Origin of the sequence: Dietzia sp. B32 (genome assembly GCF_024732245.1) — a bacterium.
GTDB lineage: Bacteria > Actinomycetota > Actinomycetes > Mycobacteriales > Mycobacteriaceae > Dietzia.
In genome coordinates this window covers 1,269,119-1,281,577 of the sequence record NZ_CP093845.1, presented here as the reverse complement: position 1 = coordinate 1,281,577, position 12,459 = coordinate 1,269,119, and the positions used below count along the sequence as shown (strand labels likewise).

At 69.8% G+C, this 12,459-nt stretch carries 11 protein-coding genes; 5 read left to right on the top strand and 6 right to left on the bottom strand.

Annotated elements, in window-relative coordinates; translation table 11 throughout:
- Positions 1-25: 25 nt before the first annotated feature.
- From L8M95_RS06145 to L8M95_RS06135, 3 genes are read right to left on the bottom strand one after another with little or no spacing between them, the layout of a single operon-like run.
- On the bottom strand, positions 26-1,630 hold the full coding sequence (locus L8M95_RS06145; RefSeq protein WP_260488614.1) for an ABC transporter substrate-binding protein: 1,605 nt from the start codon (positions 1,628-1,630) through the stop codon (positions 26-28).
- The gene (locus L8M95_RS06140) at positions 1,627-2,712 is read right to left on the bottom strand and encodes an ABC transporter ATP-binding protein (protein WP_260488613.1); all 1,086 of its coding nucleotides are present in this window, start codon (positions 2,710-2,712) and stop codon (positions 1,627-1,629) included. Before L8M95_RS06140 ends, L8M95_RS06145 begins: the two co-directional genes overlap by 4 nt.
- A complete protein-coding gene (locus L8M95_RS06135; RefSeq protein WP_396119760.1) occupies positions 2,709-3,731 on the bottom strand; it encodes an ABC transporter ATP-binding protein in 1,023 nt (340 codons plus the stop codon). The genes L8M95_RS06140 and L8M95_RS06135 overlap by 4 nt, the downstream gene beginning before the upstream one ends.
- A 228-nt stretch (positions 3,732-3,959) precedes the next feature.
- Between L8M95_RS06135 and L8M95_RS06130 the strand changes: the two genes are divergently transcribed.
- From L8M95_RS06130 to L8M95_RS06120, 3 genes are all read left to right on the top strand, one after another.
- Positions 3,960-5,078, top strand: a complete 1,119-nt coding sequence (locus L8M95_RS06130; protein ID WP_260488612.1) for an ABC transporter permease — start codon at positions 3,960-3,962, stop codon at positions 5,076-5,078.
- Positions 5,071-6,090, top strand: coding sequence for an ABC transporter permease (locus L8M95_RS06125; RefSeq protein ID WP_260488611.1), 1,020 nt, complete (start codon positions 5,071-5,073; stop codon positions 6,088-6,090). The genes L8M95_RS06130 and L8M95_RS06125 overlap by 8 nt, the downstream gene beginning before the upstream one ends.
- 71 nt (positions 6,091-6,161) lie before the next feature.
- Positions 6,162-6,941 (top strand): TetR family transcriptional regulator, encoded by a 780-nt coding sequence (locus L8M95_RS06120; RefSeq protein ID WP_260488610.1) that lies wholly within the window; start codon positions 6,162-6,164, stop codon positions 6,939-6,941.
- Here the strand turns inward: L8M95_RS06120 and L8M95_RS06115 are convergent.
- From L8M95_RS06115 to L8M95_RS06105, 3 genes are all read right to left on the bottom strand, one after another.
- The gene (locus tag L8M95_RS06115) at positions 6,924-8,108 is read right to left on the bottom strand and encodes an NAD(P)/FAD-dependent oxidoreductase (RefSeq protein ID WP_260488609.1); all 1,185 of its coding nucleotides are present in this window, start codon (positions 8,106-8,108) and stop codon (positions 6,924-6,926) included. The genes L8M95_RS06120 and L8M95_RS06115 overlap by 18 nt on opposite strands.
- Before the next feature lie 4 nt (positions 8,109-8,112).
- Positions 8,113-8,379, bottom strand: coding sequence for a hypothetical protein (locus L8M95_RS06110; RefSeq protein ID WP_260488608.1), 267 nt, complete (start codon positions 8,377-8,379; stop codon positions 8,113-8,115).
- 318 nt (positions 8,380-8,697) lie between these two features.
- Positions 8,698-9,570, bottom strand: coding sequence for an aspartate dehydrogenase domain-containing protein (locus L8M95_RS06105; protein WP_260488607.1), 873 nt, complete (start codon positions 9,568-9,570; stop codon positions 8,698-8,700).
- A gap of 212 nt (positions 9,571-9,782) precedes the next feature.
- On the opposite strand from L8M95_RS06105, the gene L8M95_RS06100 reads away from it, so the two are divergent.
- The gene (locus tag L8M95_RS06100) at positions 9,783-11,621 is read left to right on the top strand and encodes an NAD(P)/FAD-dependent oxidoreductase (protein WP_260488606.1); all 1,839 of its coding nucleotides are present in this window, start codon (positions 9,783-9,785) and stop codon (positions 11,619-11,621) included.
- A gap of 157 nt (positions 11,622-11,778) precedes the next feature.
- A complete protein-coding gene (locus L8M95_RS06095) occupies positions 11,779-12,438 on the top strand; it encodes a TetR/AcrR family transcriptional regulator (RefSeq protein ID WP_260488605.1) in 660 nt (219 codons plus the stop codon).
- Positions 12,439-12,459 lie beyond the last annotated feature (21 nt).

The window sequence follows — 12,459 nt, the reverse complement described above, 5'->3', positions numbered from 1 at the left end:
TCCGTGACTGTCACCCCCGTGACGGTCACTCCTTCACGAAGGCCCCGTCGTAGAGGACGGTCGAGGACAGGGTCGGGGTGAGTCCCCCGATGGTGTCGGAGACGGCCACGTACTGCTCGGCGTTGGCCATCACGGTGAACGGCTGCACCTCGTTGAAGACCTCCTGTAGGCGCGTGAGCGCCTCCTTCTGGGCGTCGAGGTCACCGGCGGCCTTGAGGTCGTTGACCGCGGCGGTGAGCTCGGGGTCGTCGATGCCGGTGAGGTTGGTCGCGCCGGTCGGGAGCATGCCGCTGGCGAACGCGGCCGCCGGATCGGCGTCCGAGGTGGCCAGGCCGCCGATCACGATCTCGTAGTCGCCGGTGAACTGACGCGCGGTGACCTGGGAGACCGGGGCGTTGTCGATCCGGACGTCGAACCCGGCCGCGTCCAGCAGGGCCTTGGCCACCACGCCAGCCTCGATGTTCTCGGGACCGTCGGAGATGAGCATCCGCAGGGAACCGTCCCAGTCCGGGCGGTCGGCCTTGAGTTCCGCCACGAGCGCCTTGGCCTTCTCGACGTCGTACGCCGGGCCCTCCTGGCCGTCGAACAGTCGGGAGGATTCGGCGATCAGGGCGGAGGTCGCCTGACCCTCGCCGTCGTACAAGCGCTGGTTCCACAGGTCGCGGTCCATGGCGGCCGCCACGGCCCGGCGGGCGCGGACGTCGGTGAGGATGCCGTCGTAGCCGGCCTTGCCCGAGTTCATGTTGATCACCGAGCCGGAGCTGATGATCTCCTCGAAACCGCGGACGTCGTCGGACGTGGCCATGTTCATGAACTTGGCGCCACGCAGGAAGGCCACCTGGAGCTCCCCGGTCTGGAAGGCGTCGTAGGTGCCCTGGGAACCGGGGATGCGGATGAACTTCAGGGTGGGGCAGACGGGGCCGCCGTAGTAGTCCGGGTTGGGCTCGAGGACCGTCTCCTGGTCGGGGACGTAGTTGGCGACAGTGAACGCGCCGGCGCCGATCGGGTTGCGCGCCCAGTCCCGCGGATCGGCGGCCTCGTAGGCGGCCTTGGGGATGACCTCTCCGACGGTGCCGGCGAGCGTGATGGGGAACCCTGCCCACGGGTCGGCGAGTGTGAACTCGACGGTGAGCGGGTCCACCACGCGGACGTCGGAGATCTGCATGGCCTCGGTCATCGCGACCGACCGGGTGGCGGGGTCCTTGTGCAGGCCGACCGTGAACGCGACGTCGTCCGCGGTGAGGGGGTCGCCGTTGGAGAAGGTGACGCCGTCGCGCAGCGTCATGGTCCAGACGGTGTTGTCGTCGTTGGCCTCGAGGGACTCGGCGAGCTTGGGCTCGAACGCCTCGGCCTCGGGGTTCCACACCATCAGCCGGTCGTAGACGGCGGCCGACTGGGCTCCGCCGCGGACACCGTACTGGCCCTGACCGGGGGCGAAGGACGGGAGCATGGAGAATTCGCCCACGGTGATCGTGCCGCCGGCGAGGTCCTCGGTGCACCGCTCGGACTGGTCGGGGGCCTGACCCTCGGCGCCGCCGGAGGCGGAGGTGGACTCCTCCCCGCCGCCGCACGCGGACAGGGTCAGGGCGGCGGCCGCGAGTACGGCCAGGGCGCTGGTGGTGCGCTTCATCGATTCTCCTGGAGAGGGTGGTGGCACGCGACCTGGTGGCCGGGCGCGATGTCGACCAAGGGAGGACGGTCGGTGGCGCAGATGTCGGTGGCCAGTGGGCACCGGGTTCGGAATCTGCATCCGGACGGGGGGTTCAGGGGCGAGGGCAGCTCGGAGCTGGTCGCGGTGATGGAGTCCTCGCCCAGCGTGTCGGCGAGCGTCCCGCCGAGCGTCGGCGCGGACGAGATGAGCAGCATCGTGTACGGGTGGGCCGGGGCCCGGTACAGCGACTCGGTGTCGGCGACCTCGCACACCGTGCCGAGGTACATCACCGCCACGCGGTCGGCGATGTTGTGCACCACCGACAGGTCGTGGGAGATGAAGACCATCGTCAGGTGGTAGCGCTCCTTCATCTCCTCGAGCAGGTTGAGGATCTGCGCCTGCACGGAGACGTCGAGCGCGGACACGGGCTCGTCGCAGACCAGCACCTCGGGTTCCAGTACGAGGGCGCGGGCCAGGGCGATCCGCTGGCACTGCCCGCCGGAGAACTCGGACGGGCGCCGGCCGCCGGCGTGCTCGGGGTCCAGACCGACCGCCTCGAGGGCGGCGTCCACACGGCGCCGGATCTCCTCGCGACCGCCGTCGACGCCCTGGATCTCCAGCCCCTCGGCCACGATGTCGCGGACCTTGCGGCGCGGGTTGAGCGAGGAGACGGGGTCCTGGAACACCATCTGGATCATCCTGCGGGCGCGGGTCAGGGCCGCCCCGGACAGCGCGCACAGGTCGGTGTCGTCGACCTTGACGCGTCCGGACGAGGGGCGGGGCAGCTGCAGCATGGCCCGCCCGAGGCTGGACTTGCCGCAGCCGGACTCGCCGACCAGGGCCAGTGTGGAGCCCCGGGGGACGGTGAGGGAGACGTCCGAGACGGCGTGGACCGTGCCCTTGCGGGTGTGGTACTCGACGGTCACGCCGTCGACCACGAGTTTGTCGACGGCGTCGGTGTCGGCAGCCCCGGTGTCGACGACGACGAGGTCGGCTTCCGCCGGACGGCCCGCGGTCTCCGACCCGGCCGAACCGGTGAGGTCGTTCGAGGGGACGGTCATGATGCCTCGCTGGGTGTGCTGGCAGTGGCGGGGACGAGCGGGTGGTGGCACGCGGCTCGGTGGACTTCGGTGCTGCGGATACCGGCACCGGGGACGGCGAACCGCGGCATCACGCCCGGCGTGGTCGCCAGGTCCTCGAGCGGCGGGTCCACGGCGAGGCAGTCGTCGGCCACGCGCGGGCAGCGGGGAGCGAACCGGCAGCCCGCGGGCATCTCGCGCAGATTGGGCGGGCGTCCCTCGATCACGGTGAGCAGGGTGTGCGGCGGCAGGTCCGGCCGCGGGATCGAGTCGAGCAGCGCGCCGGTGTACGGGTGCGCGGGCTCGTCGAGCAGGGCCCGCGTGTCGCCCACCTCGAGGAACCGGCCGGCGTACATGACACCGATCCGGTCGGTGTGCTGCGAGACCACCGCGAGGTCGTGGCTGACGAGGATCATCGCCATGTCGGAGTCGGCCTGCAGTCCGTGCAGCAGGTCGAGGATCTCGTGCTGCACCGTCACGTCGAGCGCGGTGGTGGGCTCGTCGGCGATGAGCAACTTGGGGGAGCAGGACAGTGCGATCGCGATGCCGACGCGCTGGCGCATGCCGCCCGAGAGCTGGTGCGGGTACTCGGAGAGTCGGGCACGGGGAGAGGGGATGCGCACCCGCGTCAGCATCTCGACCGCCCGGTCTGTGGCCTCGCGGCGGCTCAGTCCCAGGTGGTGTCGCAGCGGGTCGGTGATCTGACGGCCGATCGTCCGGATCGGGTTGAGCGAGGTCAGCGGGTCCTGGAAGACCATGGCGATCTCGCGTCCCCAGAACTTCTGTGCCTGCCGCTGGGACAGGGACAGCACATCCCGGCCGTCGAAGCGGACCGTCGAGGCCGGGTCGACCCGGGCCGTGGTCGGTGCGATGCCCATGATCGACCGGACGAGCATCGACTTGCCGGAACCCGACTCGCCCACGATCCCGATCGTCTCACCGCGTCGCAGGGAGATGTCGACGCCGTCGACGGGAGTGATGCGACCGTCGGGGGTGTCGATGTGGGTGCGGAGGTCGCGGACCTCGAGCAGCAGGTCAGGGTCCGGTGACCCGTGCGCGCTGGGTGCTGCGGCGGCGATGGCTGCCTCCTGGGTGTGGTGTCTCGGACGGGGGTCTAAGACAACGGCTTAGAACGTGTTGCTGTGACGAGTATCACGGCATAGTGTGTCCACGTCAAGACAATTAAGAAACCGCCTCAGGCGGTGACTCAGACGAAGGGGACTCCCCACGTGCTCAGGTTCATTGGCGAACGCGCTCTGCACGCGGCCGTCGTCGTCATACTCGCCACCATCGGCGCGTTCTTCCTGATGGAGGCCGTTCCCGGGGACTCCGCGGCGTCCGCCGTGGGGCCGGGCGCGACCGCGGAGCAGTACCAGGCGGCCCGGGAGGAGCTGGGTCTCGACGAGCCACTGGCGACCCGATTCGCGGACTGGGCCGGCAGCATGGCGTCCGCGGATCTCGGCAACTCGCTGATCCCTCCCAACCAGCCGGTCACCGAGATGATCGGCAACGCCCTACCGGTCACCCTCCAGCTCGCCTTTCTGTCGATCATCCTGTCGCTGGCGATCGCGGTGCCGGTCGCGGTGTGGTCGGCCTACCGCCGCGGCGGAGTGTTCGACCGGGTCGCCTCGGTCGTCGCGTTCGCGTTCATCTCGGTCCCCAGCTTCGTGGCCGGTCTGCTGTTGATCTACCTGCTGGTGTTCAACCACTCGTTCGCGCAGCAGCTCATCCTCGGCGTCGCCGTCGTGGTCGGGCTCGTGGTGGCTCTGTCGCCGCTCGGCCGACGGGGCGGGCCCGGAGCCCCCGGGGTCATGTGGGGTCGGTCTCTCATCGCCGGTCTCGTGGTGGGCGGGGTGCTCGCGTCGATCGCGCTCCTCCTCCCCGAGTTCCCGCGCCAGGGTTACGTGCCGTTGGCCGAGGGGCTGGGGGAGAACCTGCGCAGCATCGCCCTGCCCGCGCTCACCCTCGCGCTGATGGAGGTGGCGATCTTCACCCGCGTCCTGCGAACCGACATGATCTCGACCCTGCAGCAGGACTTCGTCCTCTCGGCGCGCGCCAAGGGCATGCCCACCGGCCACGTCCTGGTCAGAGAGGCCCTGCGGCCGTCGACGGTCTCGATCATCACCCTCGCCGGCATCAGCCTCGGCCGCCTCATCGGCGGCACGGTGGTCGTCGAGCGACTGTTCAACCTGCCCGGGATGGGCAGCATGATCGTCGATGCCGTCCAGAACGACAACCTTCCCGTGGTGCTCGGCGGCGTGATCGTCATCGCCGTCTTCTACGTCGTGGTCAACATGACCGTGGACGTCACCTACGCACTCATCGACCCGAGGATCCGCCGTGGCTGACATCGACCCGACCCGTTCCACCGCTACCGCTACGCCCACCGACACCGCCACCGACACGGCCACGGCCACGAGCGCCACCGACACGACCACGGGCTCGGCCACGAGCGCCACCGCGACCGGCGCGACCGGCGCGGCCGGCGCGGCCGCCGCGGTGGCGCCCGTTCGTCGGCGGCGCCGCCTGCCGAAGCTCTCCGGGGTCGGCACCCTGTTGGCCCTGGGCTGGACCGTCCTCATCGTCCTCGGAGCGTTGGTCGTCGACTTCCTGCCGCTCGCCGAGGCGCGTGACCCGCAGTTCGCGCTGACCACCCGGTCCCTGCTCCCCGCGGACCTGTTCACGGCGCATCCCCTCGGCACCGATCGTCAGGGCCTCGACGTTCTCGGCGGTCTGCTCTACGGGGCCCGCGTCTCCATCGTCGTGGGCATCGGTGGCGTCGTCATCGGCGCACTCATCGGCGGCGCACTGGGGTTGGTGGCCGGCTACAAGGGCGGCTGGGCAGACCGGATCGTCTCCGTCATCAGCGACGTCCTGCTGGCGTTCCCGTCGCTCATCCTGCTCATCGCGATCGTCACGGTCCTCGAGCCGACCCTGGTCAACGTCACCCTGGCACTGGGGATCATGGTGGTGCCGTCCTATGCGCGGCTCGTCCGCGCCAACGCGATGAGCTTCGCCGGCCGTGAGTTCGTCACCGCCGCCCGCTCGCTCGGTGCCGGCGAGACCCGGATCATGCTTCGCGAGGTCGCGCCGAACATCGTGGCGCCGGTGCTGTCCTACAGCTTCATGCTCGTGGCGGTGCTGATCGTCGCGGAGGCGTCGCTCAGCTACCTGGGACTGAGCATCCCGCGACCCGAACCGACCTGGGGCAACATGATCAGCGCCGGCCAGCCGGACTTCGAGAGGTACCCCGCCCTCGTGGGGATCCCCGCGTTCGTCCTCTTCCTCACCGTGTTGAGTTTCAACCAGCTCGGCGAGGCGGCGGGCCGCAAGTGGAGCCCCGGAGCCGCCAAGATCTGAGTCCCCGCACACGTGGCGGATCAGAAATGGGGCGGGTGCGTGGACAATGGGCGCGTAGCGGAAGGAGCACGATGGACGTGATGAGTGGTGTTCCGGCCGACGGTGCCGTCCCGACGAAGGACGCCAAGACGGCGATGATCGAGATCGCCGAGGAGTTGATCGGCCAACGGGGCCTGGACAGGGTCTCGATGCGCGATGTCGCCACCGCCGCGGGGCAGCGCAACAACTCGGCGGTGCAGTACCACTTCGGCAGCCGCGACGGACTCATCCTGCAGGTGCTGCGCCGTCGGTTGACCGCCCTCGACGCGGTCCGCCAGCAGCGACTCGTGGAGATCGACGAGAAGGGTCTGGGTGCCGATCTCACGTCACTGGTGCGGGTTCTCTTAGAGCCGATCGTCGACCTGCTCCGGGCTCAACCCGAATCCACCTACTACGCGCGGTTCCTGCAGCGGGTCGGACCGGTCATGGCCCCCGGCATCCCGGAGGCGCAGCTGCGCACCGCCACCGACGACGTGGTGGTCCGCCTCATGGACGTGTGCTCCCACCTGCCGCGACGGGTGGCGTTCGAGCGTATAGACCTGGCGACCCAGATGTTCACCGGCGCGCTCGCGGTCTACGAGGATCGCCGGGACGCGCGGAACACCGTGGTCAACAGCGAGTTCGAGAAAGTCGTCGCCCACCTCTACGACATGGTCGAGGCCGCGTTGCGCGCCAGGATCGGATCCCACGAGGCCCCTGCCGGGGCCGGGGGAGACCGCCTCCAGGCCGGGGAGGCGGGAGACCACGTCCAGGCCGGGGAGGCCACCGGCGCGGCGACGGCGCCTGTCACCGGGTCAGACGCGTCCGCGTAGCAGTCTGCGGAAGTACACGACGGGCTGGACGAACCGGTCGAACACGTAGGTCATCCGCCTGGGGGCCGTGAGGTCGATCCCGCGCACCGACGGGGCGGGCCGGCCGTCCCGGTCGTGCTCGTCGAGCACCAGTCGGTTCCTGCTCACGGCCACGGGGATGACGGTGTAGCCGTCGTACTCCGTCAGGGCTCCACCCTCGCGGGCGGCGCGCAGATTGTCCGCCACCACCGCGACCTGGTCGCGCAACGCACCACCGGACGGCCGAGTGCCGACAGTCGCGGCGTCCCCGAGGCCCCACACGGTCTCGAACCGGGCGTGCCGCAGGGTGCGGGGGTCCACGTCGACGAGTGCGGAGGCATCGGATGTCGCCAGCTCCGACTGGGCGACGAACCGGGGGGTGCGGCTGTGCGGGGTGACGTAGGCCAGGTTGACCTGCTCGAGCGTCACCGGGGCCGGGCCGTCCAGCGAAACGGTTCTGGCCCGGTGGTCGACGGCGGCCACCCGCGTGTTCGCGTGGACGGTGATGCCGTAGTCCTCGATGAACGGTTGCAGCCGCGCGTCGATCTCCTCCAGTCCGAGCAGCCCTCCGAACGGGGTCACCAGGTGCACGTCGATCCGGTCGAGGACCTCCTTGCGCCGCCACCGGTCGCACGCCAGGAACATCGCCTTGAGTACCGTCCCGCCACAGGACGCGGGCTCGGGCGGCACCGAGAACACCACGGTCCCCTCGCGCTCGCGGACCAGGGCGGCACACGCGCGGCCGGCGTACTCGGGTACGTGGGCCGACACCGCCCAGCCGTCGACGAAGGCGTCCTGCAGTCCCGGGATATCGTCCCAGTGCGGGGTGAGCCCGGGGCACAGGACGAGGTCGCTGTAACTGACGGACGCGCCGCTCTCGAGTGTGACGGTCCGGGCGTCCGGATCGACGCGGGTCGCCGCGTGCGGTATGAGTTCGACCCCGTCCGGGACGACCGTCGCCAGGGGCCGCTCGTAGCGGGACATGCGGGCCTGCCCCGCCGCGGCGTAGTTGAGCATCGGCCGGTAGCGGTGGATCGGGCTGGGGTCGATGAGCGCGATGCCGCGTACGCCGTCGCGCTGGAGGCGAGCGGCCAGGGAGACCCCGGCGTTGCCCGCCCCGATGATCACGGTGTCGAAGGAGGCAGGCATCGCTCTAGAACACTTCGAACGCGTAGCCCACGAGCCCGACCACCAGAAGGAGGACCACGACGGCGATGACCACGATCCACACGACGGCACCCTTGTTGCCGGGCTGAGGTGTCGGGCTCTGCCGCTGCGTCGGGCTCTGCTTCTCGCTTGCGCTGTCCGACTGCATCGAGGTGGAGTCGGAGTCCGGGGTGATTCCCGCTGGCGCGGAACCGGTGCTGTCCACGTCCGGGCTCTGGGCGGGATCAGGGTCTGACGGTCGGGCGTTGGTCATCTTCGCACCTCTCGATCGACTGGGACCCACACGCTAGAGGCTCGGCGGTCGAGCTTCCACCGGTCGGCCTCCTGCCGGTCGACGGGAAGCATCGATTCGGGGCCTGTGCGTACATACCGGCAGCACACCCTCCGCCGGATGCGCTGTCCCACTGACTTACGCTGCCGAAACGTACGCCTCAGAGGGGGGGGTGCGCTGGGAAAACGGACCAGAGAGGGCGCGTAAGCCGCAGAGCCAGCGCACCCCGGCCCGGTTATGCTGGCGGCCCGCTCGTCCGGCCCCGCTGCCCGCTGCCCGCTGGCGACTGCCGGCTACCCGCTACCCGCGACCCGGGTCCTGGCCGAGCACCACCACGCCCGGCCCCGCGCCCGCGCCGAGCGAGGCGAGGACCTCCGCGACCGACCAGGCGGTGATCGCCGAGGTGCGGCCGCCGGAGTCGGGGTCCACGGAGTTCTCGAACTGCAGCTCGTAGCTCCCCATCGGTGATTCCCACTCCACGACGTGGCGGGTGCGCCGCACCTGGGGATCGGCGACCACGATCACCTCGGTCCGATCCAGCCCCAGCGTGGCCAACGCGAGCGCGACCGACGCGTTGGACGTGAGCGGGAACTCCAGCGCCGCCTTGCGGGCCGAGCCGCGGAACACCTCCCGGCTCTCCGCGAGCTGCTCGTCGACGTTCAGGGCGGCCGGGCTCTTGATGGTGTAGTGCCGCAGGTGGGCGTCGTCGGCGCCCGCGCGTGCCGCAGCGGAGAGGATGTCGAGCCCGCCGATCGCTCCGGCGGGCACCAGCACGCGCCCGGCGCCGGACCCGGGCGCGAGGAGGTCGCGCGGGTCCTCGTGACGGGCGAACACCCCGCAGGAGCACACGACGATGTCCTTTCCGCCGGCCGTCACGCGCGGGATGAACTTCTCGGCAGCCTCGACGCTGCTGGCCTCGACCACGACGTCGGCCGTCTCGATCGCGCTGGTGATCTCCTCGTCCGAGCTACGCGAACGGAGCACATCGCCGAGCAGGGCGCCGGGGACGTCGCCCCGCTCGAGCGCCTCGATGACCGCGGCTCCGATCGCTCCGGCGCCGATCACCGACACCACCCGCGGTCGGCTGGGCGCGGGTCGGTCAGCGGGCCCGGTCGAGGGGTCGCGGGGCAGGCCCGACGCCGGCTCGGAGGAGGGGGAGATCGGAGGGGTCATGATGACGCCACCGTACCCACGTTGAACAGCCACGACCGGCCAGCCGGCCACGTCCTCCATCGGAGCTGGTCCTCGCCACCCCACGCGCTCACTGTTGCGCACATCACACACGGTATGTAATGCTCGTCACAACTTGACGTAGCGTCAAGTTTGTTCGACACACCGTTCACCGACCCCTCCCGGTGGATGCACCTTCGCCAAAGGACACCAGCATGGCTTTCACCCTCCCCGAGTCCCAGATCCCCCTCGACATCGATTTCGACCCCGACCACCTCCGCCAGCGCTTCGAGGCGGACAAGCAGGCCCGACTGCGCAAGGATCAACTGGCTCAGTTCCAGGGCCTCGAGGATGTCCTCGAGGTGGACGACAGTGACCCGTTCTCCGACCCGATCACCCGCGAGCCGGTCACCGAGGAGCTCGACACCCTCGTCCTGGGTGGCGGGTTCGGGGGGCTGACCGCCGGTGCCTACCTCACGCAGAACGGCGTCGAGAACTTCCGGATCGTCGAGTACGGCGGCGACTTCGGCGGCACCTGGTACTGGAACCGCTACCCGGGCGTGCAGTGCGACATCGAATCGCACATCTACATGCCGCTGCTCGAGGAAACCGGGTACATCCCCAGCCAGCGCTACGCCGACGGCTCCGAGATCTTCGAGCACGCCCAGCGCATCGGTCGACACTACGACCTCTACGGCAAGACCTACTTCCAGACCCGCGCCACCCACGCGCAGTGGGACGAGCAGTCCCGGCGCTGGGAGGTCACCACCGACCGCGGCGACCGGTTCCGCACCCGCGTCCTCATGCGCTCCAACGGCGCGCTGACCAAGCCGCAGCTGCCCAAGGTGCCCGGCATCGGCGACTTCGAGGGCACGATCTTCCACACGAGCCGCTGGGACTACGACTACACCGGCGGGTCGGCATCCGGGAACCTCGAGAACCTGCGGGACAAGCGCGTCGCCGTGGTGGGCACCGGCGCCACCGGCGTGCAGGTGGTGCCCTACCTCGGGCAGGACGCCAAGGAGTTGGTGGTGGTGCAGCGCACGCCGAGCGTCGTGCAACCGCGCAACAACCGCAAGACCGACCCGCAGTGGGCCGAGTCGCTCCGGCCCGGTTGGCAGTACGAGCGGCACGACAACTTCAACGGGATCATCTCCGGGCACGAGGTGGACGGGAACCTGGTCGACGACGGCTGGACCCACCTGTTCCCGCAGTTGACCGGCCAGCCCCTGGTCGACAGTCCCGTCGGTGAGCTCCCGGAGGCGGACCAGGCGCTGGTAGCCGAGCTCGCGGACATGAAGCTGCTCATGGGTGCCCACCAGCGGGTCGACTCGATCGTCACGGATCCCGCGACCGCCGACAAGCTCAAGCCGTGGTTCGGGTACATGTGCAAGCGGCCGTGCTTCAACGACGAGTACCTGCAGACCTTCAACCGGCCCAACGTCACCCTGGCCGCGTCGCCGACCGGGATCGACGGGATCACCGCCACGGGAATCGTCGTGGCGGGCACGCACTACGAGGTCGACTGCATCATCTTCGCCACCGGCTTCGAGACCGGGTCCGGCCCGGCCGGCATCTACGGCTACGACGTGATCGGGCGCGGCGGCCACTCGATGCAGGACCACTTCTCCGAGGGCGCCCGGACCTACCACGGGTTCTTCACCCACGGCTTCCCGAACTTCGTCGAGTTGGGGATGTCGCAGACCGCCTACTACGTCAACTTCGTCTACATGCTCGACCGCAAGGCGCGGCACGCCGCGCGACTGGTCAAGCACCTGCTGGACAACGACCTCGGCACCTTCGAGCCCACCGCGGAGGCCGAGGCCGACTGGGTCGCGGAGGTGCGCCGGTCGAACGAGCCGCGTGAGGCCTACTGGGGTGCGTGCACCCCGGGGTATTACAACGGCCAGGGCGAGGTGTCCAAAGCCGTGTTCCGCGACGTGTACAACTCGTCCGAGATCGACTTCTGGAACATGATCGAGGACTGGTGGAACTCGGGCCGCTTCGAGGGCCTGGTGTTCGAGTCGTCCCGCACTTCGGTCCCCGTGGCCTGACCGAGGACCTCTACCGCGTGGCCGCCCTCCGACCCCGGGGTCGGACGGCGGCCACCCGCACCTCGCCGGGCGTCTCCGCCGGATGTCTCTTCCGGATGTCGTCGCCGGCCCGCACGCCTGTCGAGCCGCGCGTCCCACGACCCTAGGATTGGCGACCATGGTTTCCGGCCCGTCACCGACACCGGCCTCCGACGCGATCGACGGCCGTCGCCGGCGTATCCCGAAGGGTGAGGTGCAGCGGCAGGGGATCCTCGACGGCTTCGAGAAGCTGCTCGGCGAGATGCCGGCGCTGGACATCTCGGTCAAGGACATCACCGAGGCCGCCGGGATCAAGCGGCCGAACTTCTACTTCTACTTCGAGTCCAAGGACGACGTTCTGGGTGAGTTGGTCGGCCGGGCGTGGGATGCCTGGGTGCAGACCATCGGGAGCTACCACCGCCGGGCCGGGGAACCGCATTCCGACTACTTCGATAGGTTGTTCGGCCAGTCCTACGCCGCGTGGGTGGAACACGACCAGGTGATGGTGGCGGGTGTCCAGGCGACGGGATACGACGACAAGGTGAGGGCCCGCTGGACCGAACTGGTGACCGGGTTGAATCGTCACCTCTCGGAGCAGATGGGGCGGGACGCGGAGGCCGGTCTGATCTCCCCATTGTCCGATGACCACGGGGCGATCGTGGAGAGGCTGACGGACATGATCGTCATGGCGTTCTACAAGGACCGCTCGCTCAAGCCCGCCGAGGCCGAGTCGGCCCGGATGCTTGCGTCCGTCAAGGCGATCTGGCTCGGGTCGTGGGGAGTGGCGGACGTCCGGTGAGGCTGTTTCCCGGTGCTGCCG

Bases quoted from the DNA above. Each gene is read 5' to 3' on its own strand.
- L8M95_RS06145 (WP_260488614.1), bottom strand. From the start codon at position 1,630: ATGAAGCGCACCACCAGCGCCCTGGCCGTACTCGCGGCCGCCGCCCTG.
- L8M95_RS06140 (WP_260488613.1), bottom strand. From the start codon at position 2,712: ATGACCGTCCCCTCGAACGACCTCACCGGTTCGGCCGGGTCGGAGACC.
- L8M95_RS06120 (WP_260488610.1), top strand. From the start codon at position 6,162: ATGGACGTGATGAGTGGTGTTCCGGCCGACGGTGCCGTCCCGACGAAG.
- L8M95_RS06115 (WP_260488609.1), bottom strand. From the start codon at position 8,108: ATGCCTGCCTCCTTCGACACCGTGATCATCGGGGCGGGCAACGCCGGG.
- L8M95_RS06110 (WP_260488608.1), bottom strand. From the start codon at position 8,379: ATGACCAACGCCCGACCGTCAGACCCTGATCCCGCCCAGAGCCCGGAC.
- L8M95_RS06105 (WP_260488607.1), bottom strand. From the start codon at position 9,570: ATGACCCCTCCGATCTCCCCCTCCTCCGAGCCGGCGTCGGGCCTGCCC.
- L8M95_RS06100 (WP_260488606.1), top strand. From the start codon at position 9,783: ATGGCTTTCACCCTCCCCGAGTCCCAGATCCCCCTCGACATCGATTTC.
- L8M95_RS06095 (WP_260488605.1), top strand. From the start codon at position 11,779: ATGGTTTCCGGCCCGTCACCGACACCGGCCTCCGACGCGATCGACGGC.